Genomic DNA, 19,305 nt, shown 5'->3' with positions numbered 1-19,305 from the left:
ACGGGTATTGCTAATTTTCTTCTAATTCTGAAGTCAGTCTGTGGTCAGGTTTATTTGAGCGGGAATTCGATTGATCTGTTTTTCGAGGTATTGACGGTGCACTGGCGGAAATTGACACATAAATGTCACGGGCCATTTCTACATTCCTCCCTGATCCGCGCTTTCTTAATGGGAAAGCAGCATCTCAGGTTTTCTCTCGCAGCTTGCTCAAAACCATCAATAACTCACTGCCCCACGATATGACGATATTCGACAAGAAAATCCTGCTTTCGTCCTTGACGACGGTCGCGGCCTGCGTGCTCGCCGCCTGCGGAGGAGGTGGCGGCGGAAGCAGCGGCTTCTTCCCGATCACCACCCCGCCCACCAGCACGACGGGCGCCACCCCCACGACCTTCAGCGGCGTGGTCGCGGCCAGCGGCTATGTGCCGGGCAGCAGCACGGGCAATCCGACGCTCAAGGCCGGCTACTACCAGAAGGCAACGGTCTTCGTCGATGCCAACGGCAACGGCGTGCTCGACAGCGGCGAAGCCTCGACCGTCACCGACGCGAGCGGCAAGTTCACGCTGACGACCACCCAAGCCGGGCAGCTGGTGGCCGACATCGGCGCCTCCGCGATCAACACCGCGACCGGCGCGGCCGCGGGCAGCCACCTGATCCTGCGCGCTTCGGCTGCCCAGGTCGCCGACCAGGGCACGGACAAGATCGTCATCAGCCCGATGTCGAGCGAGGCCCAGCGCCTTGTGGAAGCCAACGGCAGCAGCTACGCGGCCGAGAAGGCCAACCTCGTCGCCCGTCTCAACGGGCCGGCCTTCAACCTCGGCACGGCCGCTTTCACCGATCCGCTGGCGGACGTCAACACGCTAAGCGGCGCCACCCAGTACGCGGCGCTGTATGAGGACAACCAGCTGACCAACCGCTACACCTACGCGACGGCCAAGCTCGACCGCAAGGACCTGTTCCCCGACAACCTGGCCGTCGCGGGCGGCGACCCGCGCCTCGTCGGCCTGTCGGGCGTGACGCTCACCAACAGGGACGGCAGCCAGGCCACTCCCACGTTGCCCTCGCAGAAGCAGGCGCCCATCACCTTCGCGCAGGCACAGCAGGCGGCCTTCAATGTGGAAGGCGTTCCGGCCTACGACAACATCTTCATCATCGTCGAGGAGAACAAGTCGACCGACGTGATCGTCGGCAATCCGCGCGCGGCGAACATCAACTACATCCTGAACAACTACAACCAGCTCAAGACGTACTACTCGACCGGCAATCCGTCCGAGCCCAACTACACCGCGCTGGGCGGTGGCGACGACTTCGGCATCCACGACGACAACTGGTTCGGCTGTGGCGCTGTCGCCCCCTACGACATCAAGGACGTTGCATTCGCCGGCGGAACGGCCTCCGACGGCCAGGTCATGCCCATGCAGGGCGCACTCCCGCCGGCGACTCCACAAGCTCGCTCCCAGTACGTCCCGGCGGACACGACCTGCGGCGACCACCCGACCGGGGGCACCGTGCACAACGTCCCGGGCAGCAATCTGTTCACGGCGATGTCCAAGGCGGGCCTCACCATCCGCACCTACAGCGAGTCGATGAACCCCGGCCAGGACGTGCGCGCCGACAGCATCCTGGACAACTCCGTCACCGCCACCTACGACTCCAGCAAGCTCAAGGGCGCCACCAACCTCGACGGCTCGGCACCGCCAACCCTGGTCGGCTCGCCCAGTTTCCCCGCGCAAGGCGGCCTCTACAAGGTCAAGCACGGTCCCTCGATCGCCTTCCAGGGCGCGCGCAGCCTGCCCGATTTCGTGGCCAACAACCGCACCATCTTCGGCACGCAGTACCAGGAAGCGGACTGGCTCAATTCGTCGATCTACCCGGTTCCGAAAGGCTGGATCTACGACCAGTTCGGCAAGGACCTGGACGTCGGTGACGTGGGCAACATCAACTTCATCGTTCCGGACCAGTGCGACGACATGCATGGCGTTGGCAAGGACACCAGCTGCGCGAACACCAACAACGACGGCCAGGCCGCCGGCACCACGCGCGCCGACATCTACCTGGGCATGGTGATCAACAAGATCCGGAGTTCGGCGCTGTGGAAGAACCCGCAGAAGCGCGTCGCGATTGTCGTGATGTACGACGAAGGCGAAGGCGGCAGCAATGGCTCCTGCTGCGGCTGGAACGCGGGTGGCCCGAACTCTGGTGCGGCGCCGGTGACCGTGGATGCAAGCGGCAAGGCGACGGCCACCACGCCGCCGCCCAACTATGCGGGGGGCAACTTCGGCCACGGCAACTCGATCTTCGGCATCATGACCAACCAGCAGGACGTCGGCACGGCGAAGAAGCAGGTGGCGGACAGCGACTCGTACAGCCACTTCTCGTTCCTGCGCACCCTGCAGGACATGTTCCAGATCGCCGACCCGGCCGTGGATGCGTCGTACCTGAACCGCACCAAATACACGGAAGCGTTCATCACGGCCAACATCCTTGCACTGCCGGAATACCAAGGCAGCGCGGACACGCACTTCGACTCAGTGCGGCCGATCAACCATGCCTACGTGATCCCGGCCAACTACACCCAGAAGCTGTACGCGAACGACATCGTAGGTGTGCAGGACCCCGTCACAGGCAAGCTGGAAGGCCAGATCACTCCTCAGGTCGGTCCTGATACGAGCCAGAACAACGTCTGGGCAACCAGGTAGCCGGATTGCGGCAGCAAGCCCGGGGGGACGGTTGGAAGAGGTTTCTTCCGCCGTCCCGCAGGCTCCTCGAATCCCGCAAGGTGAGCAGGTCCGGCGCGACTTGCCGCTCTTGGGGAACAACAGCGAATGATGAATCCGGCAATGGAAAAAGTGGTCCCGCTCGCCATGGCGCTCTCGGTTGCGCTGTGGTGTCTCGTGGCCTGTGATGACAAGGGCGCGGCGAAGGCGGGCAACACCGTCCCGCGCGCGCCCACACTGAGCCCGGCGGCCCAGGTGGGGCAACTGGCCTTTTTCGACAAGAACCTGTCGGGTGGCCGGAACATGTCGTGCGCAAGCTGCCATGACCCGCAATACGCCTATGGCCCGCCGAACAGCATTTCAGTGCAGCTGGGCTCCGACGTCACAAAAATCGGCGCACGTGCCGTGCCTTCGCTGCGCTACAGCTCGGCGACGCCGCCCTACAGCGATGACGCACCCAACCCCGACGGAGTGACATCCAGCTCGCCGGGCGGCGGCCTCATGTGGGACGGCCGTGCGGCAACACTGGCGATACAGGCCGGCATGCCGCTGCTCAACCCGGTCGAGATGAACAACACCTCGAAGGAAGCTGTCGTGAAGGTGGTTCAGGCCAGCACCTATGCGGGCTTGTTCAAGCAGGCTTTCGGTGCCGATGTGTTCAACGACACCGATGCAGCCTTCAACGCCCTGGGCGCCGCGATACAGGCGCTCGAGACGGAAGACCTGAGCTTCCACCCGTACAGCAGCAAGTACGACCTGTATGTCTTCAACAAGGCCGGCGGCACGCTGACGCCGGCCGAGCGGCGTGGCGAAGTGCTGTTCCACAGCAGCGCCGTCGCCAATTGTTCGGGCTGCCACTACACCGGCGCCAACTTCAACGGCAACACGGGCCTGATGACGGACTTCACCTACCAGGCCCTGGGTGCGCCGCGCAACGACAGGTCGATTCCCAACAACCCGGATCCCATCCCGGCCAACGACGATCCGAAGTACTTCGACATGGGGCTGTGCGGCCCATTCCGCACCGACCACATGCCCGCCACGCCGGATACGGCGAATCCGTACTGCGGCATGTTCAAGGTGCCGGTACTGCGCAACGTGGCGTCGCGAGGCGTTTTTTTCCACAACGGCGTGTTCCACTCGCTGGAACAGGTCGTCAATTTCTACAACACGCGGGACACAAACCCGGAGTACTGGTATCCCGCCAGCAACGACGGCAGCGGCGCGCCGCAGGCCAACCCGGCCTGGGCGCTGCAGCCCACGCACGTGCCGGGTGCGACGCTCGACAAGTACAACGACCTGCCGCAATCGCAGCACGGTAGCCTCGACGAGGAAGTGCCGCTGGGCACCGGCGAGGGCGGCGAAAAGACCCTTGCCAGCGGCACGCGCCCGCGTCAGCCTGGCTCCGCACCGGCGATGACGCCGCAGCAGATCGCCGACCTGGTCTGCTTCCTGGGCACGCTGAGCGATGGCTATCAGCCGTCCGCCAGGGCATCGGCCACCGACAGGTGCACGAAATGAAAGCCGATCGTCGAGCGATGCGCCGCCTCGGCGGCATCCAGGTCCTGCTGGCGATGCTGCTCGCGGTCTTCCTGGCCGGTTGCGACAACGAAGAGGCGCGCTTTCCGAGCCGAGACAACTTCACCGCGACAACCAACGACTACCTCGCGCAGCGCGGCCATGTGTGCCTGGCCAAGTACGCCTGGCCGATCACCGTGGCTGCCGGATCGCACGAGCCGGATGCGCAGCAGATGCCGGTGCTAGAGAAGCTGGGATTGGTAAGCGGCAAGGATGTCGTCGCCGCTCAGCCCCCGGCCCGCGAATACGCGCTGACCGAGGCGGGGCGCAAGTACTACCTGCAGGTGCCCGTGGTGATACGCACGACGACGCAGACGATCACGCACCCGGCCGACTTCTGCGTGGCCACCCTGAGCCTGGATCGTCTGATCGGCTGGGATCCGCCGCAAACGCGCGATGGCCGCACCGCGACCTCGCTGCTGTTCACCTACCGCATCGCGCCCGAGCCGTGGGCCTCGACGCCCGAAGTGCTGCAAGCCTTCCCGCTGCTGGCGCGTGCCATCCAGCGCGAGGGAACGATGCAGGTACGCCTCGGCGTTCACCTGACGCGCCACGGCTGGGTTGCCGACGAACTCGACGAGCACTGAGCCGGCGATTCGCCACTGACATTCAAGAAAGCCAACCAGAAATCCCATGAATCTCCGTTTCATCGAACCGAGCCTGCGCATCCTGAATTCGCTCAAGACCCTGGCGGGCCTCGCCGTCATCTGTGCACTGGCCGCGTGCAGTGCCGGCCGTGACGCCAATGCGCCCACCGCCGAGAATCTCGCCGCCCCGCTGGATGACTACCTCGCCCGGCGCGGCGACATCTGCCTTGCCATGTTCGACTGGCCGATCGACCTGACCGAAGCCGAAGCCGGCTCCGGTGCGCGCCACGCAGTCCAGTTTCCGGTGATGGAACAACTGGGGCTGGTGCAGAGCACCATCGTCGCTGCACCGAAGAGCAAGGAAAACCCCGACGGTGCGATCAAGCGATTCGATCTGACCGAAGCCGGCCGCCAGTTCTACAAGCCGCATCCGCACGCGAGCCATGGCACCGAACACGCCAGCGACTTCTGCGTGGCGCATCTCAAGCGCGAGAAGATCGTCGACGTCAAGGTCGACGCCTCCGACGCACGGCATCCACTGGCGGTGGTCAGCTACACCTACCAGGTCGATACGGCGCCGTGGATGCGCAACGCCGACGCGCAGCGCGTGTTTCCGATGATCACGCGCATCATGAACGGCGCGGGTGGCCCGCTGCAGCTGCGCCAGGGCTTCCGGCGCGACGACAGGGGCTGGGTCGCCCAGATGGGGCCGGTCTGAGGCGCGGTACGGCGAACACACGGGTTCCCATGAGCACCATCGTCCGCTTCTCGCCCGATCTGGGCCGCTGGCTCACGCACAACCTGGATGCGGGTCTTGCGCCGCAGGCGGTGTTGGCCACGATGCTGAAGCAGGGAATGAGCGAGCGGGCCGCGCACGCCATCGTCGCGGCGTTTGTCGATGCGCGGCGGCAGGGCGGGGCGATGCCGGACGGCGCCGTCGAACTTCCGGACGAAGCGTCGTCCAGGCCGGTGGCGCGGCTCGCGCCGGGCACTCGGATACTGGCCGCCGGTCGCGAGATCGTCGTGCATTCGCGCGGCGAAGATCCGGTCTTTGCCGTGCTGGGCAACGTGGTCGACGCCGAGGAGTGCAAGGCCATCATCGAGATGGCGCGACCGCGGCTGAAGCCCTCCACCCTGGTCGACCCGATGAGCGGCCGCGACGTGGTGAGCGACAAGCGCGCAAGCTGGGGCATGTTCTTCCGTCCGGGCGAGAACGACCTGGTCGCCCGTCTCGACCGGCGGCTCTCGGCGCTGATGAACCTTCCGCTGGAAAACGGCGAGGGACTGCAGGTGCTGCACTATCCGACCGGCGCCGGCAGCGAGCCTCATTACGACTACCTGGCGCCCACCAACGCCGCCAACCGCGAATCCGTCGCGCGAAGCGGCCAGCGTGTGAGCACGCTGGTGACCTATCTCGACGACGTGCCCGAAGGCGGCCAGACCGTCTTTCCGCAGTTCGGCCTCGCGGTGTCGCCGATTCGCGGGAATGCCTGCTACTTCGAATATTGCGACGACCGCGGCCGCGTCGATGCGCGGTCTCTGCATGCGAGCGCGGCGGTGACCCGGGGGGACAAGTGGGTCATGACGAAATGGATGCGGGAGCGGCGGTTCGTGGCTGCACGAGAGGGCGCTTGATGGCTCCGGGTGGGCTTCGGTCGACCAATGGCGCTCGAGGCGCTGGCGCCGCGAGCCCATCGCATCAAAAAGAAAACCCGCCGAAGCGGGCTAAATGAGCAGCCATAGGAGGAGGGTAGAGGGAGAGATTGGCTGCCCGGGTGCAGTGTAGCCCTTTTGTTTTCATTGTTGGGCAGCCAAAAAGTGACAGCATGTTGCGCGCCGATGATCAACCCGCAACAGGCGCTGGCCAGGGCTCCGATCGCCTTGGGCTCGGCATCCTTTGCTCGACCGGGATCGAGTGCCGTTGCGCGAAAGCTGCGGGTTGTTATCTCGGAGTTTTCAAGGCCCGTCCGGCGCACGGCGGCATGAGACCGTCCGGGACCGCGCCGGCCAGCTCATATCTTGCGAGGCTGCGTGAAGGACTGGATTGGCCTGCCCGGAGGGGATCGAACCCCCGACAACCTGCTTAGAAGGCAGGTGCTCTATCCAACTGAGCTACGGGCAGATTCCAGGCTGAAGAGATGCCTGGAAAATCAATGACTTGAGTGCGATTGCTCTCAAGTGGCAGCGGCGGATTCTACCGAGTTCCGCGTCCTGATTTGGCGCGCGGGGCGGTTTCGAGGCAGGCGACAGACCGCAGTCATGCGTGTCCGACCGCCTGCATCTCCGGCTCTTACCAGAGCACCTTCACACCCACGCTGGCGTTGATGCCGCTGCTGTTGCGTGCATCGCCGCTCATGTCCCACAGCTTGCCAAGTTCGCCGTACAGGCTGGTGCTGCGGCTCAACTGCCAGGATGCGCCCGCCGCCAGCTCGCCGCTGCTTCCACCAGTGCGCGTGGCGATGTCGGCGAAGCCGGCCGGACCGATGAAGCGCGCCACATCGGTGCCACTGCCCGTGTGATAGAGGTTCAGCCGCGCATAGGGTTGCAGCGGGCCCGCGCCGGTGTCGATCTCGCCCTTGACCCGCACGCCGGCGCGCACCAGCCAGCCGCTGTCACTGTCCTGGCGGATCAGTGCACCGACGATGCTCGCGTCGTCCAGGCTCACGCGCTGGTGCACCAGCTGCAGCTGCGGCTCGATGGTCCAGCCGGCAGCGATGCCGAAGGACTGGCCTACTTCGACGGAGGCCAGCAGGCTGCTGCCCTTGCCACCGCTGCCCAGGCCCAGCACCGGCGATGCCGTATAGCGGTGGCGGCCGCCCTGCAGCACACCGTCTATGTAGAGGCCGTTGTCGTTCTTCCAGGTGCCGTAGACGCCGAAGTATTGATTCTTGAGGTCGTTGATGCCGACGCCGAGATCGAGCAGGCCGCTGGCGAAACCGTTGACGCGCATGTCACCGTCGAGCTGACCGACATAGACGCCGGCGCGCCAGTGGGTATCGGCCCAGAGGTCGGTGCCGGCCTGGACGCCGGTAAGGCGGCCCCTGCTGGTAGGGCTCACGGTACCGGTCTGGCTGGTGGTGCGGTCGGTGCTGATGAGGCGGCCCCACGCCTGGCGGTAGCTCTGGCCGGCGACGGCAGGGCCTGCGTCGTTGGCGGCGGGGCGGACGTTATCCCCCATGCGCATGTGCAGGCTGCCGAGCATCGACAGGTTGGCCTGGCGGAACTGCTCGGGAAGCACTGCGTAGAGTGGAACCTCGGTACGGTAGGCCGGCACGACCACGCCGCCGCCTGTGCCACCTCCGTTGGTCGGAGGCACCGCCGCGACGGTCGAGCGCAGATACCAGTTCTCGCCCGCGCCGCTCGCGTCGGCGGCGTACAGCCGGTACTCGTAGGCTCCGGCGTCGACGTGGCCGCCCGCGAGCGCAAAGGCGTTCTTCGTGGTCTGCGCGGTGGTGGTGGCGCCGTTGATCGCGCTGACGACCTCGATGCCGTTGCCGGTGGTCAGCGCGCCGAGGCCGCCGAGGTTGGTGATCTGCACGTTGGCCGTGCCGCTGGCGATGGCGGTCGCGCCGCTGAGCACGAGCTTGTCGCTCGCGCTGCTGCTGTCGCTGAGTGCAGTGCCCAGCCGGAGCGTGCCGCCGTTGCCCACCCACGGGCCGGTGACGGTCAGCGTGGTGCCAGGCGCTGCGCCGGCGAGACTCACCGTGCCGCTGTTGTTCACGGATGCCAGAGTCTGGTTGTGGCCCGCCAGGTCGAGCGTCGCGCCATTGGCGACAACGGTCGCGCTCTTCGAACTGAAGGTGCTCACAGCCCCGGCGCGCACGGTGCCTTGCGTCACGAAGGTGTTGCCGCTGTAGCTGTTCGTACCGGAGAGCGTCAGCACGCCGGCCCCGGACTTGACGACGCCGCCCGTGCCCGTGATGGCGCCGGCGTAGGTGCTGTCGCCGGCCTGGTTGGCGGTGAGGGTCTGGGCGTTCAGCGCCACGGTGCCGCCGGTGCCGGAGAGGTTGGAGGTGGTGAGGTCCCAGATGCCCAGGTCGAGCGTGCCGCCGTTGACCGTGTAGGCGGTGTTCTGCACGAACGCGCCCGCGCTGCCGGCCAGCAGCCGGCCGGCCTGCACCACAGTGCCGCCCGTGTAGGTGTTGGTTCCGCTCAGCGTCGTGGTGCCCGTGCCCCGTTGCTGGACGACACCGCTGCCGCTGATGGCGTCGGGGAAGCTGACGGCATTCGAGCGGTTGATGGCCAGCGTGGCGTTGTTGACGACAGCGCTGGAGATCGAGCCGGTGGTGCCTCCGTTGCCCAGCTGCAGCGTGCCCGCGGTGATCGTGGTGCCGCCGCTGTAGTTGTTGTCCCCCGTCAGCGTGGTCGTGCCGCTGCCGATCTGGTTGACGATGGCATTTCCGCCGATCGGCACCGCGAATTCGTAGCTGCTCGCGTTGTGGTTGAAGTTGATCGTCGACTGGCCGCTGCTGGAGGTGATGTTCTTCGCCGTCACGGCACCGGGGGCGGCAGGCGCACTCCCGACCGGTGCACCGATGTTCAAGGTTGCCACGCCGGTCGCCGTGTTGGCCAGGGAGAGCGTATTGGTGCCACTGGTGCCTGAGGTCAGCAGGGCGCCGTCGGCCACGGTGACCGTGGCAGTCCCTCCTGTCCCACCGATGGTCAGATTGTTGTTGACGCTGCCGAAGACGGACCCGGGCCCCGTCACGATCGCGGTAAACACGTCACCCGCCCGGAAACCCACTTGCACCGTGTTGGCCCCGACGAAGCCGCCAGCGGAGACTTCGAGCGTGCCGGCATGGTGGTAGTAGCCGCTGGCGCCGCCGAACTGAATGGCGGAGCCAGTACCGCTCACCACGACGTCCGTGATGCCTCCGTTCGCGGCGCCATTGCCGCCCCCCAGGTTGGCGTTGGTGCCGACCGTGATCTTTCCGCCACCCGTCACGTTGATCGCGGTGTGGCCGATGCCCGAGTTCAGGTTGCCTACCGACATCGAGGCGCCTTTGCCCACGTTGATGGTGGCCGATCCAGCTCCGGTGTTCAGATTGCCGGTGAAGACGGCGGAAGCGCCGTCCAGAACGCTGACCGTGCTCTGACCTGCCCCGGTCGTCAGGGCAGTACCCGACAGCGCGGTGCCGCTGCCCTGGGCCACCACGATCCCGGTCGTGTTGGGGGCGATGCCCACTTGGGTTGCGGCGGCCGTCTGATAGGTTGCGCCAGCTCGGAGGTCTAGCGTTGCCCCGCCGGCCGACCCGACACTGACTGCCACTTTCGACGAGATCTGTGGCAACTGCGTCGTGACCGTGAAGGCCTTGGTGACGGTGATGGTGGAACTCGAGTCGAGGCTGGCATTGGCGTCGTTGATGGCCGTGATCAGTTCCGCCTCGCTGGCGGCGGTGAAGGTCGCTGCCTGTGCGGCTCCGCCGGCGGCCAATGCGGCCAGCGCCAAGGCCGCGCTCGCAGTAACTGTGCGCCTTGAACCGCTCGCCTTGCCGCCCCGCTTCGAAGACACGTTCTCTGCTGCTGCTACACAGGCGCCCAGTGTCGCATTCCACACCGTTTTGTAACACGAATTCATCCAATCACTCCTTGTTCTAATGGCAGGTTTCCCCAATGAGAAGCCAGAAAGCAATGCTTCTTGAGGCTGGAAAAATCTTACATATGAAACAAGATGTGTGAATCCGGTTTCAGCAGTCTCCCGCAGTGGTTGTGGGTCTTTCTGCCCGCGGGCTGCCCTCACGCGATCTGGGTGTAGGAAGTCGATAGGGGGCTCGGCGCATCGGCCCGTGAACTGTCCGCGTGTCAGGTGACGCAGAATGCAAAACGGTGACAGCAGCCCGAGCCACTGTCACCGTTCACATTTTTTGGTCGGGGCGAAAGGATTCGAACCTTCGACCCTCTGGTCCCAAAACAGTCGGTAAACCCATATAAATCAACGGGTTGCAGACGTTTTGTCTAACGTGGATTTTCTGCTTTGAGTGTGTTTTTCCCTCTGGGGGAATTTTCCCGTTAGACAGGTTTCAGCGTGTCGCGCTGGTCTTCTTCGCTCGCTTGTGACGCACGTAGTCGGCCGTCTGCGTCTGGGTGCTGTGGCCCCCCATCGTCTGGGCTTGGCCGATCCCACGCTCGCTGACGCCATCGATGTCCGTGAGGGCCTTCGCGCGCAGGTCGTGGAAGTGCGCGTTCTTGACCTTGGCTCGCTCTCGCGCGCGGGTCCACGCGGTTGATGCTCCGTCGTAGGTGTAGGGCTCGCCCTTGAGTGTCGAGAAAACGTACCGCATGCTCACTGGCTTCGTCTTGCGCGCCTTGCCTTGACGGCCAGGCACTGGCGGTGGGTGCCTGAGGCGCTCGACCACGGCCTGCAGCTTCGGTGTCCACTCGATCAGGATTCGCACTGCCGTCGTGTCCTCCGTCTTCGACGGCTCGAAAAGAATTCCTTCTTTTCTGATCTGGGTCCACTCGAGGCCCAGCAGGTCGCTGATCCGCTGGCCGGTCAGATATGCCATGTCGATCAGGCAGCAGATGGTGTGTCCTGAGCGCGTCCTATTGCCGTCGTCGCCATAGCAGGCTGCCACCTTGATTCTGCGCAGCTCGCTATCCGTGATGTACCGCGTGCGCGCCTTCACCTTCTTCGTCTTGACCGAGTCCACCGGGTTGCTCCCGGCGGGGCGGAAGCCCTTCACTTCGGCGAAACGCATACGCTCGCGCAACGCCGCCCGATAGGCGTTGTAGCTGCGCGGCTGCTGGTCCCACGGTTCAAGGAACTCGGCGACGACGGGGGGCGTGACATCGCGGGCGCGGAACTCGAGAAACGCTTCGGAGATCGCCTTGTTGTGGGTCCGGTCGTCGGCTTGCGCCTTCTTCCCGTGCTTGCTGCCGATCTCCTGCATCCAGTCGGCGCACAGCTTGGGCATCATGTCGTCGAGCGCCTTGTCCGTCTCGATCTTGGCCAGTGCCAGGTACATCGACGACAGACGGCCTTCCTTGATGCGGCAGAGCTTGATCCACTTTCGCTTGTCTCCTATTGCGGAGACGTGGTAGTAGCTGCCGTTCTTCTCGTAGACCCTCAGCGGGAGCTCGCGTTTCATGTCCGCTTCCTCGTGACTGGTCGAAGTCTGGGGCCGTTCGCAGACACGCTGGCACCGGTGCAGACCGCGTCGTAGTGCGGTCGTTCCAAGATGACGCTGCCGTCAACCCGGGATCTGCGGGCTCGGTAGAAGCCCTGGCGTCGTAGTTCGGTGAGCTGTTCGGCGGCCCGTCTGTACCCGGTGAGCTCAATGAGCTCGGTCTTCGTCAGGATCGACCCTGCGGAGTGCGGTATCGGAAGCGTCACAAGTGGCTCGGCGTGCGGGCCAACTGGTGTCTCCATCTTGAAGCTAGCGTTCATACTCGCTCTCCCAAGAGGAGGGATTCATGAAGAGTTTGATTGGAACAATTGGGGCGGCGATAGGGTTGCTCGCGCTTGCAGCGCTGTTCTTCGGGCATGCGCTTCTGGTGTACCCCGGATGGGATGAGATCGCTCAGGTCTTGAAGCCGTTTGACGCAGCGGCTTGGGTGCAAGCCGTTGGTTCGATTCTGGCAATCTTGGCAGCGGGGTTCTTTGTCCGCTGGCAACATGATCTTGAGCAGGAAAGCAATCGGCGAGCAGAGCGCGAATTGAGGCGTCGCAAATTGGACGTTGTGGTTGAGCTTGCTCGTGCAACGTCGCACAGCATCGGGTATATCAGGGACTACTTTCCTAGTCGACAGGCCGTTCATGAGATCGCGCTTGGGGCGAGATTTTTTGACAGACGTGTGGTTGAGAGTCTTGGCGTTCATCTTGGTGAGATCCCGCTGTATGAACTTGATGACGCCGTGTTGGTGAACGAGATCCTTGTGCTTCGGGTGAATTCCCAGCACATGCGGGACGTTGTTGCTCGACTTCTGGAGCGGCATCGGCATATGGACGGAGAAGCGTTCGGGGCTGCGTTTGCAGCTCTCGCTGATTGCGCGAACGCTGCCAATCAAGGGTATGAAGTCATACGAGGTCGTGCAGACGTACTTGTGCCGCGTGATTCCGTCTAGAGGCCGGAGGCCTGCTTCCAGCAGTGTCTGATCAGCCGAATCGCGAGTCTCCCTTGGCATTTCTTGCATTCGAATAGAGAGCCATTTCTCGGAGCCAGTCCGTTGCGGCAAGGCGGAGTAGCTCACACGCGTGTGCTTCATGCGCCTTGGCTCCTTGCGATCTCTGTCGCCAATGTGTCTGCCATTCTTGTTTCATGGCTTTGTACCGAGGGCAGCGACAGCACGCTGTCTCGTAGCGCCTCGAAGCTCCCGTCGTTCTGCAGATCGTAGTCGGCAGTGATCTGGTGTCGTTCGCTGTGGTGGTGCGCCGTGTCGGCGCTGAGCGGCGTCGAGTTCGGGCTGTGAACCCGTACGACGCTGAGCTGGACGCCGAGGGCGCGCAGTGCTGTCACCTCGACGGGATCTCGCAGATCGGTGATCGCGAAACGACGGAACCCGACTGCTGCCTTCCTGGCAATCCAGCGCGTAGCGATGTCGGCGTAGTAGCTGGGCCGGTACCGGCGCTGGAAGTCCGCCCAGTGCTGCATCACCCAGCGCGGACTGCGCGGCTCGTGCAGGCTTTCGCCGGCGTCGAAGCACCAGCTGATGAAGGCCGGATCGCTGCACATGCCCACGGCGAGAGCCGCGATTGCCCATTCCTTCGTCGGCCGATGATCGAGCATCCGCTCGTCGATGCGCCACGCCGCCGCGATCTCGCGGCGCAGGGCATCGGCGAACGCGATGGATTCGAACTGGCAACGGTTGACCAGTACAGCAGCAGCGCTGTCCTTGCCCGCGCCGGTCTTTCCGGTGAAGGCGATCACGATGATGTTGCGCTGTGAGCTGCTGCCGGCGAGGCGCGGGGATTCGATGTAGACGCGGTTCATGTTGACTCTGTGAAAGGATCTGATCAGTCGTCATCGCGCTCGCCTGAGGCGGCGCGCTTGCGGTCGATGAAGGGAAGGCAGCCGGCGGACGGCTGCAGGGGACGGCAGGACAGCGCGCGCGGCGCTGCTGCCCTGCCTGCGGCGGCGGGGTGCCGGGCTGCAATGCGCACCATCCGGCTGCGCACACGGTCCTGCATCACCGCCTCGAAGTCGTCGGCCCAGCGAAAGCGCTCCGTCATGCGCGCGCAGGCCTCGCGCAGCATCTGGTCGGTGGGCTCGATTGCGTGGGCCATGCTGGCTCGAAGCGATCAATGCCAGCCCGGCATGTCGAGGTGCCGGGCGTTGGGCCCACAGCTGCCGGAAGCCGCTCGGGCCACGTCCAGCGCCTCGGGCTGACCGGCGAGGCGAACGGCCGGGCTGTCGCAGAGCAGCCGACCGGCGAGTGCGGTCGAGTGCCTGCACAGCTCGCAGGCGCGGAACAGGTTTCCGAATGCACGCGCCTCGGGCCTGCCGTGCACGAGCGGCGCAGCCGGCGCCTCTGGCGCTGTAGCGACGTCCACACTGCTCATTTGCCGCCTCGCGCGGGCATGGGTACCACGTTGTCTAGTTCGAGGCTCTGTTGGCGCTCCTGGGCCTTGCGGTTTGCCTCGCGCGTCAGCGCGGCCCGCGCCACCTTGAACGTCTCGCGGATGTTGGTGTGGTACGAGTCCCGGTACTTGAAGCCAGCGGCGTACACGCCGCGCGTCGGCATGGTCTTGCGCGTGCCGGTCATGTGGACCTCCGCACGCTGAGCAGCCGCAGGTCGCCGAAGCGCTCGAAGGCGATGCCTTCGGCTGCGGCGCATGAGGTGGCGATCTGGGTGTAGCCGTAGAAGACGCCGGCGGCGTCGATGACCTTCACGATGTAGGCGTGCATGGTCAAACCTCCTTTGCTGGGTTGGTGGTGGAAACGGGAAAGGGAGCGGGCTCCACGCGGTCGACGAGGCGCCCGAGCGCGACTTCGGCGATCTGCTGGGCGGCGACTGCGTCGCGGGCCCGCAGCTGGATGAAGAGCGCGATGGGCGCCTGGCCGGGGACCGTATGGCGGTAGTGGCAGCGGAATGGCTGCGAGGCGGTGATGTGCATGGGAGCCTTCGTGGTCAGGCGCCGCGCCCCGGACGCTCGAAGACCCAGCAATGCACGGTCTTCGGGGTGTCGGGGCCTTCGGCGTTGGGGGTGGTCCGGATCGCGCTGTTGACCGACTTGATGTCGACGAAGCGCCGGGTCTTGCTGGTGCGCAGCACCTTCTTCAGTTCCGCCAGCAGGGGGATCTGCTGCCGGTGTGTGTTCGCCTTCTCGACGAACTCGTTGAGGTTGACGGCGATCTGCTTGTTGTCGCGGCTGTGGTTGAGCAGGGGGCGGTCGAGGTGGCCGTGCTTGACCGACTCCACGCCCAAGGCGTCGAGGTAGTCGAAGGCCTCCCAGAACTCCTGCACCAGCGGGTGATCTGCGTTGATGGCCTGCTGCCGCTCGCGCGCCATAGAGACGACCTGCGCCTGCACCTCGCTGAACTGCTCGTCGGATAGCGGCACCACGGCGCGCAGCGCCTTCGACATGGCGAGCAGCTGCGCGTGGTTCTTCGCGATGCGCGGCTTGTGAATGCCGTCTTGCGCGAGCAGGAACTGGATGTTCTGGTCGTGGTCGGCCGCGATGGTCGCCATCACGTCCGCCTCGCGCTTGAGCGCGGCCAGGATGAAGCCGCTGACCTGCTCGATCTCGACCTTCTCCAGCGCTTTCGCGCTCTCGTAGCTCGCGGTGGTGAACCCTCGGGTGTCGAAGGTCATGTGACAGATCCGCTCCATGATGGCCTGCGAGGCCTGCACCTGGTTGTTCTGGCTGATGACGATGGACGCGCGAAATGGCGGGTCGTAGGTCTCGTTGCCGCCGGTCTTCACGCCGGTGGTGCGGATGCTGTTGCCGTTGTAGGCGTCCTTGAGTTCGTCCCAGTCGAAGCTCTTCACATGCGCCTGGCCGCCGCTCTTCGTTTCGCGGTCGGACTCGATCAGCACGATGGGCAGGTTGCTTACCTGCGTGAAGGTGCGCAGCCGGCCGGCCGAAGTCGACTTCGACGGGTCGAAGCCCTCGTAGTCGCGCCCGCACAGCTTCCAGAGGAACTGGATCAGCGTGGTCTTGCCCGAGCCGGGCTCGCCCACGATCTCGAGGAACGGGAAGCTCTGCTGTTCGGCGCGCACCTGCTCGGCGAACAGGCTCCCGAACCAGTAGGCGAGGGCGATGTAGCCCTTCGCGCCGAAGGCGGACCACAGGTGCTTCTGCCAGGCGCGCTCGTAGCCTTCCCGGTCGGTGTTGACCTGCAGCTGGATCGACTTCTGCAGCGTCTTGATCGACAGCTTCTCGAAGTCGAAGTAGTCGTCCTTGTTGGCCTCGTGGATCGCGCCCTCGCGCACCGCTACCTTGCCCAGCAGGTAGGTCTTGTGCGCCGCGCTGTAGCCGATGAAGTCGACGGTCTGGACGGTTTTGATGTTGTCCAGCTGGCGCTGCATCATCACCTCGAGCTGCTGGCTCGAGCCGCTGTAGATCGCGCCCGCTGCCATGTGCAGCAGCTGCTTCTTGAACTCGCTGCCCGTGGTCAGCTGGCCGGCGGTGAAGGTGCCCTTGACCTCGGGCCCGTCGTGCGGGAACGTGACGCGGAAGTAGTACCAGGCCTCGCCGGTGACCTCGTTCTTCTGGTAGTAGAGGGCCTGCGGCTTGCAGTTGGCGATGGGCTGCAGGACGCCGGATTCCTTCAGGGCCTGCGTGCGCAGATCCTCGTCGCCCATCGGCGGCGTATGCCCCTCGGCGATGGCCTGCTTGATCCTGTCCTCGGCCTTGCCGAACCGGTCGAGATCCAGCTTGAACCAATACAGGCGGTTGACGTGGTCGAAGTCGAAGCTCTGCTTGCCGGTGCGGTTGTAGATCAGCAGGGCTTTGTCCTGCGGCGTGGCGGCCAGCAGCAGGGCGCCGTGGTAGCGGTAGTCTTCGAGATGGTTCTCCTCGAGCCGGCCGCGCTGGTGCAGGTCGTTCCAGTCGACCTTGGCTTTGCCGCGTTGCGGGATCTGCGCCGCCGAGCAGATCCAGCCGGCCTCCCGCGCGCGCCTGACGTACTTCAGGGTGAAGTCCTGTCCGGCCTTGTCGCCATCGAAGGCCCACACCAGCCGGGGCAGGTCGACGGCACCGTTCTGGCCGCCGACCACGGCCTTGACCTCGGCCAGGGCCTTCTCCGGGTAGTTGTTGCAGCTCAGCAGCGCCACGGCTGCGATGCCGTGGTGCGCCAGCGCGATGGCATCGAAGATGCCCTCTACCAGCCACAGCTCTTCCGGAGGCGGGCTGGAAGGCCGCACAGGGCCCGCAGGCGACGCGGCCTGCATTGCCTGGGCCATGGCCGTCTCGGGTGTGGCCGGCGGCGGCGCAACGAACGAGAGGCCGGGCATGGCCCACCACGTGCCCGCGTAGCTGCCGCCGGCCTTGAAGTTCGCCTTCTTCTTCCCGAAGCGATGCGGCCGGTCGAAGAAGCGCTCCCACCAGGTGCCGGCGAGCTGGAAGCGCACGGTGCCCGTGCCGGCGCCGTTGCCACGGTCGGCGCGGGCGTCGAAGTAGTGCTCCTGGGTGTAGGTGCCCTTGATGAGCGAGAGGTCGAAGCCGCGCCCTTCCCGGAGATAGGCATCGGCGGCGGCGGTGGGGTTCTGCTGCTCTGGCGGTTTGTCCTGCTCGGGCTTCTGGTAGCGCTCAGTCCAAGAGTTGAAGAAGTCCGGGTAGAGGTCTTTTGCGTGGGCCTCGTATCCGCAGTTGTTGAGCCGGTCGCACCGAACCACCCACGGGGTGGCGGCATACGTCCACAGCGACTTCTTCCCGCAGCTTGGGCATGCGCCCTTCTGCAGGAAGCGGCCGTCCGACGTGCGCTTGAACTCGTAGTCGTTCGCCAGCGCGTCGGCGATGTCGTTGAGAAGATCTCCGCTCATGAAATCCTCAGAGCAGCCCAGCCAGCGCGAGCGCGCGGCCGAGCAGGGCGGAGATCAGCACCACCACGAGGGCGGGCAGCAGAGAGAGCGCGGCAACGGCCAGCGCGCGCATCAGCAGCAGGCGAGCGAGCTGTGAACCCATCACGCAGCTACCCTGCTGCGACGCGCCAGTACGGCCGCATCAGCAGCCTCGGCCGTAGCGGCGGCGCGGCTCAGGCTCGTGGCGAGCGCGCGGGCGTCGTCCGGGGTGATGTGCAGCGGCAAGATCCCGGCGGTCAAGCCCGAGCCGACGATCACCAGCACGAAGGGGCGATGGCTCCTGTTGCTGCCGCCGGCGCTGTGATACGAGTAGACGTCGAGCCCGACACCGGGCGTCGCCTCAGGATTGCCGCTCTGCTTGTGGCAGATGGTCTGGCCGTGGGCGACCCAGTGATTGCCGCCTTGATCGAGGAGCCGGGTGCTCATCGTGCGTCACCCGCCGCGCGGGCCACCTCAGCCAGGACGGCTGCGGGGTTGGATTCGATGTCGTGCGCTGCGTCGAGAAGGCGAGCGGCGAGGTCGCGCAAGCCGGTGGCATGGAGCTTCAAGGTGGCGCGTAGCTCGGTGCCGGAACCGATGTCGATCCGTAGCTCGGCAAGATCCTGCCTGCCGTCGCGGTACACGCTCGCTTGGCCCATCGCCGGACCGCATTCGCCGTCGTGCCGTTGGTCGGCCGAGGCCGTGCCGAAGAAGGCGTCGGTAGAGTCCGCGCCGAAGCGGCGTTGGTTGGCGTACTGCGGCTCGAGCGGCACATGTGCGGGCCGCAGTGCGTGGATGGGGCGTGTTGAGTCGTTCATGTGAAAACCTCCGGGGTGAGCACGTCCCGCAGGGCCTCCGAACAGGCACCGCAGGGTGATGGGAAGGGGGAGATCGAGCGGGCGCTCGAGCGCGCTATGAGGGGCCGTCGATGCCGGCCGGCGCGAAGAGGTCACGCGTCTCGGGCGGCGTCATCAAGGGCGTGTGCTCGGCTGTGCTGCCTGAGCGAATCTGCTGGGCCAGCACGTCGCGCCGCATGTGCGATGCGAGGGGAAGATGGACAGTCGGCGCCGGCGTTGCTGAAGGCGAGATCGTCATGTCGGCCTCGGTGGTCGCGCGCCATGTGTGCCCGCATTCGAAGTTGCCGCAGACGACGTAGTGCTGCGACACGGTCGGCGTCATCACCTTGGTGGTCCGGATGGACCCGAGGTGGTCGCAATGAGGGCAGCGCAGTCTCATCGCGGCTCCGAGGGCGCAGGGCGCCGGTCGACGAGATAGAGGGCACGGCCGCGCCCGGTAGTGGCGCGCGCGGCGCGGCGAAGCCGAGCCTTCACCAGCCATTCGGCGGCGGACTCGAAAGAGGGGAACCCGCGCTCCAGCTGCACGCGCTCGATCAGCGCGTGGTCTTCGTCTGTGAAGGTGATGGTGTGCTCGGGCATCTTTTCGGCTGCTCTTGTTGCGCCGTGGGGCGGCTGTATGCGGCC

21 protein-coding genes and 1 tRNA gene are annotated in these 19,305 nt (G+C 65.4%); 6 read left to right on the top strand and 16 right to left on the bottom strand.

What is annotated here, in order from left to right; all coding sequences use genetic code 11:
• The first annotated feature begins 239 nt into the window (after window positions 1-239).
• From ACAM57_RS18350 to ACAM57_RS18330, 5 genes are all read left to right on the top strand, one after another.
• Window positions 240-2,699 carry a phosphoesterase gene (locus tag ACAM57_RS18350; RefSeq protein ID WP_369658423.1) on the top strand — a complete coding sequence of 820 codons (2,460 nt, stop codon included), beginning with the start codon at window positions 240-242 and terminating at the stop codon, window positions 2,697-2,699.
• A gap of 141 nt (window positions 2,700-2,840) precedes the next feature.
• Window positions 2,841-4,238, top strand: coding sequence for a cytochrome-c peroxidase (locus ACAM57_RS18345; RefSeq protein ID WP_369658422.1), 1,398 nt, complete (start codon window positions 2,841-2,843; stop codon window positions 4,236-4,238).
• Window positions 4,235-4,882 (top strand): hypothetical protein, encoded by a 648-nt coding sequence (locus ACAM57_RS18340; protein WP_369658421.1) that lies wholly within the window; start codon window positions 4,235-4,237, stop codon window positions 4,880-4,882. The genes ACAM57_RS18345 and ACAM57_RS18340 overlap by 4 nt, the downstream gene beginning before the upstream one ends.
• 46 nt (window positions 4,883-4,928) lie before the next feature.
• The gene (locus tag ACAM57_RS18335; protein ID WP_369658420.1) at window positions 4,929-5,600 is read left to right on the top strand and encodes a hypothetical protein; all 672 of its coding nucleotides are present in this window, start codon (window positions 4,929-4,931) and stop codon (window positions 5,598-5,600) included.
• Between the two features lie 29 nt (window positions 5,601-5,629).
• Complete coding sequence (locus tag ACAM57_RS18330; RefSeq protein ID WP_369658419.1) at window positions 5,630-6,517, top strand: 2OG-Fe(II) oxygenase; 888 nt, start codon at window positions 5,630-5,632, stop codon at window positions 6,515-6,517.
• A gap of 410 nt (window positions 6,518-6,927) precedes the next feature.
• Here the strand turns inward: ACAM57_RS18330 and ACAM57_RS18325 are convergent.
• The 4 genes from ACAM57_RS18325 to ACAM57_RS18310 all read right to left on the bottom strand — a co-directional run bounded on the left by ACAM57_RS18325 (window position 6,928) and on the right by ACAM57_RS18310 (window position 12,251).
• Window positions 6,928-7,004: transfer RNA gene (locus tag ACAM57_RS18325), tRNA-Arg, on the bottom strand.
• A 168-nt stretch (window positions 7,005-7,172) separates the two neighbouring features.
• Window positions 7,173-10,460 (bottom strand): autotransporter outer membrane beta-barrel domain-containing protein, encoded by a 3,288-nt coding sequence (locus ACAM57_RS18320; protein ID WP_369658418.1) that lies wholly within the window; start codon window positions 10,458-10,460, stop codon window positions 7,173-7,175.
• 442 nt (window positions 10,461-10,902) lie between these two features.
• Window positions 10,903-11,970 carry a tyrosine-type recombinase/integrase gene (locus ACAM57_RS18315; RefSeq protein ID WP_369658417.1) on the bottom strand — a complete coding sequence of 356 codons (1,068 nt, stop codon included), beginning with the start codon at window positions 11,968-11,970 and terminating at the stop codon, window positions 10,903-10,905.
• The gene (locus ACAM57_RS18310) at window positions 11,967-12,251 is read right to left on the bottom strand and encodes a DUF4224 domain-containing protein (RefSeq protein ID WP_369662451.1); all 285 of its coding nucleotides are present in this window, start codon (window positions 12,249-12,251) and stop codon (window positions 11,967-11,969) included. The genes ACAM57_RS18315 and ACAM57_RS18310 overlap by 4 nt, the downstream gene beginning before the upstream one ends.
• A gap of 44 nt (window positions 12,252-12,295) precedes the next feature.
• Between ACAM57_RS18310 and ACAM57_RS18305 the strand changes: the two genes are divergently transcribed.
• The gene (locus ACAM57_RS18305; RefSeq protein ID WP_369658416.1) at window positions 12,296-12,946 is read left to right on the top strand and encodes a hypothetical protein; all 651 of its coding nucleotides are present in this window, start codon (window positions 12,296-12,298) and stop codon (window positions 12,944-12,946) included.
• Between the two features lie 137 nt (window positions 12,947-13,083).
• Here ACAM57_RS18305 and ACAM57_RS18300 read toward each other — a convergent pair whose 3' ends face one another.
• From ACAM57_RS18300 to ACAM57_RS18245, 12 genes are all read right to left on the bottom strand, one after another.
• Entirely contained in the window at window positions 13,084-13,812 is a 729-nt protein-coding gene (locus ACAM57_RS18300; RefSeq protein WP_369658415.1) for a hypothetical protein, read from the bottom strand.
• A 23-nt stretch (window positions 13,813-13,835) separates the two neighbouring features.
• Window positions 13,836-14,105, bottom strand: a complete 270-nt coding sequence (locus ACAM57_RS18295) for a hypothetical protein (protein ID WP_369658414.1) — start codon at window positions 14,103-14,105, stop codon at window positions 13,836-13,838.
• A 15-nt stretch (window positions 14,106-14,120) separates the two neighbouring features.
• Complete coding sequence (locus ACAM57_RS18290) at window positions 14,121-14,381, bottom strand: hypothetical protein (protein ID WP_369658413.1); 261 nt, start codon at window positions 14,379-14,381, stop codon at window positions 14,121-14,123.
• Window positions 14,378-14,584 carry a hypothetical protein gene (locus ACAM57_RS18285; protein WP_369658412.1) on the bottom strand — a complete coding sequence of 69 codons (207 nt, stop codon included), beginning with the start codon at window positions 14,582-14,584 and terminating at the stop codon, window positions 14,378-14,380. The genes ACAM57_RS18290 and ACAM57_RS18285 overlap by 4 nt, the downstream gene beginning before the upstream one ends.
• Window positions 14,581-14,727 carry a hypothetical protein gene (locus ACAM57_RS18280; RefSeq protein ID WP_369658411.1) on the bottom strand — a complete coding sequence of 49 codons (147 nt, stop codon included), beginning with the start codon at window positions 14,725-14,727 and terminating at the stop codon, window positions 14,581-14,583. The genes ACAM57_RS18285 and ACAM57_RS18280 overlap by 4 nt, the downstream gene beginning before the upstream one ends.
• A 2-nt stretch (window positions 14,728-14,729) precedes the next feature.
• Window positions 14,730-14,936 carry a hypothetical protein gene (locus ACAM57_RS18275; protein ID WP_369658410.1) on the bottom strand — a complete coding sequence of 69 codons (207 nt, stop codon included), beginning with the start codon at window positions 14,934-14,936 and terminating at the stop codon, window positions 14,730-14,732.
• A gap of 14 nt (window positions 14,937-14,950) precedes the next feature.
• Window positions 14,951-17,806 (bottom strand): toprim domain-containing protein, encoded by a 2,856-nt coding sequence (locus ACAM57_RS18270; RefSeq protein ID WP_369658409.1) that lies wholly within the window; start codon window positions 17,804-17,806, stop codon window positions 14,951-14,953.
• Between the two features lie 7 nt (window positions 17,807-17,813).
• Entirely contained in the window at window positions 17,814-17,948 is a 135-nt protein-coding gene (locus tag ACAM57_RS18265; protein WP_369658408.1) for a hypothetical protein, read from the bottom strand.
• The gene (locus tag ACAM57_RS18260) at window positions 17,948-18,271 is read right to left on the bottom strand and encodes a hypothetical protein (protein ID WP_369658407.1); all 324 of its coding nucleotides are present in this window, start codon (window positions 18,269-18,271) and stop codon (window positions 17,948-17,950) included. The genes ACAM57_RS18265 and ACAM57_RS18260 overlap by 1 nt, the downstream gene beginning before the upstream one ends.
• Window positions 18,268-18,642: a hypothetical protein gene (locus ACAM57_RS18255; RefSeq protein ID WP_369658406.1), complete on the bottom strand. Its 375-nt coding sequence runs from the start codon at window positions 18,640-18,642 to the stop codon at window positions 18,268-18,270. Before ACAM57_RS18255 ends, ACAM57_RS18260 begins: the two co-directional genes overlap by 4 nt.
• Before the next feature lie 94 nt (window positions 18,643-18,736).
• Window positions 18,737-19,060: an ogr/Delta-like zinc finger family protein gene (locus tag ACAM57_RS18250; protein WP_369658405.1), complete on the bottom strand. Its 324-nt coding sequence runs from the start codon at window positions 19,058-19,060 to the stop codon at window positions 18,737-18,739.
• Window positions 19,057-19,260, bottom strand: a complete 204-nt coding sequence (locus ACAM57_RS18245) for a hypothetical protein (RefSeq protein ID WP_369658404.1) — start codon at window positions 19,258-19,260, stop codon at window positions 19,057-19,059. The genes ACAM57_RS18250 and ACAM57_RS18245 overlap by 4 nt, the downstream gene beginning before the upstream one ends.
• Between the last annotated feature and the right edge of the window lie 45 nt (window positions 19,261-19,305).

This window comes from Variovorax sp. V15, assembly GCF_041154425.1.
GTDB lineage: Bacteria > Pseudomonadota > Gammaproteobacteria > Burkholderiales > Burkholderiaceae_C > Variovorax > Variovorax guangxiensis.
Note: the sequence above shows the minus strand (reverse complement) of the source record. Positions and strands in the feature narration are given on the sequence as shown.

Excerpts from the sequence above, each read along its gene's own strand:
- ACAM57_RS18350 (WP_369658423.1), top strand. The coding sequence starts at position 240 with ATGACGATATTCGACAAGAAAATCCTGCTTTCGTCCTTGACGACGGTC.
- ACAM57_RS18345 (WP_369658422.1), top strand. The coding sequence starts at position 2,841 with ATGGAAAAAGTGGTCCCGCTCGCCATGGCGCTCTCGGTTGCGCTGTGG.
- ACAM57_RS18340 (WP_369658421.1), top strand. The coding sequence starts at position 4,235 with ATGAAAGCCGATCGTCGAGCGATGCGCCGCCTCGGCGGCATCCAGGTC.
- ACAM57_RS18335 (WP_369658420.1), top strand. The coding sequence starts at position 4,929 with ATGAATCTCCGTTTCATCGAACCGAGCCTGCGCATCCTGAATTCGCTC.
- ACAM57_RS18330 (WP_369658419.1), top strand. The coding sequence starts at position 5,630 with ATGAGCACCATCGTCCGCTTCTCGCCCGATCTGGGCCGCTGGCTCACG.
- ACAM57_RS18320 (WP_369658418.1), bottom strand. The coding sequence starts at position 10,460 with ATGAATTCGTGTTACAAAACGGTGTGGAATGCGACACTGGGCGCCTGT.
- ACAM57_RS18315 (WP_369658417.1), bottom strand. The coding sequence starts at position 11,970 with ATGAAACGCGAGCTCCCGCTGAGGGTCTACGAGAAGAACGGCAGCTAC.
- ACAM57_RS18310 (WP_369662451.1), bottom strand. The coding sequence starts at position 12,251 with ATGGAGACACCAGTTGGCCCGCACGCCGAGCCACTTGTGACGCTTCCG.
- ACAM57_RS18305 (WP_369658416.1), top strand. The coding sequence starts at position 12,296 with ATGAAGAGTTTGATTGGAACAATTGGGGCGGCGATAGGGTTGCTCGCG.
- ACAM57_RS18300 (WP_369658415.1), bottom strand. The coding sequence starts at position 13,812 with ATGAACCGCGTCTACATCGAATCCCCGCGCCTCGCCGGCAGCAGCTCA.
- ACAM57_RS18295 (WP_369658414.1), bottom strand. The coding sequence starts at position 14,105 with ATGGCCCACGCAATCGAGCCCACCGACCAGATGCTGCGCGAGGCCTGC.
- ACAM57_RS18290 (WP_369658413.1), bottom strand. The coding sequence starts at position 14,381 with ATGAGCAGTGTGGACGTCGCTACAGCGCCAGAGGCGCCGGCTGCGCCG.
- ACAM57_RS18285 (WP_369658412.1), bottom strand. The coding sequence starts at position 14,584 with ATGACCGGCACGCGCAAGACCATGCCGACGCGCGGCGTGTACGCCGCT.
- ACAM57_RS18280 (WP_369658411.1), bottom strand. The coding sequence starts at position 14,727 with ATGCACGCCTACATCGTGAAGGTCATCGACGCCGCCGGCGTCTTCTAC.
- ACAM57_RS18275 (WP_369658410.1), bottom strand. The coding sequence starts at position 14,936 with ATGCACATCACCGCCTCGCAGCCATTCCGCTGCCACTACCGCCATACG.
- ACAM57_RS18270 (WP_369658409.1), bottom strand. The coding sequence starts at position 17,806 with ATGAGCGGAGATCTTCTCAACGACATCGCCGACGCGCTGGCGAACGAC.
- ACAM57_RS18265 (WP_369658408.1), bottom strand. The coding sequence starts at position 17,948 with ATGGGTTCACAGCTCGCTCGCCTGCTGCTGATGCGCGCGCTGGCCGTT.
- ACAM57_RS18260 (WP_369658407.1), bottom strand. The coding sequence starts at position 18,271 with ATGAGCACCCGGCTCCTCGATCAAGGCGGCAATCACTGGGTCGCCCAC.
- ACAM57_RS18255 (WP_369658406.1), bottom strand. The coding sequence starts at position 18,642 with ATGAACGACTCAACACGCCCCATCCACGCACTGCGGCCCGCACATGTG.
- ACAM57_RS18250 (WP_369658405.1), bottom strand. The coding sequence starts at position 19,060 with ATGAGACTGCGCTGCCCTCATTGCGACCACCTCGGGTCCATCCGGACC.
- ACAM57_RS18245 (WP_369658404.1), bottom strand. The coding sequence starts at position 19,260 with ATGCCCGAGCACACCATCACCTTCACAGACGAAGACCACGCGCTGATC.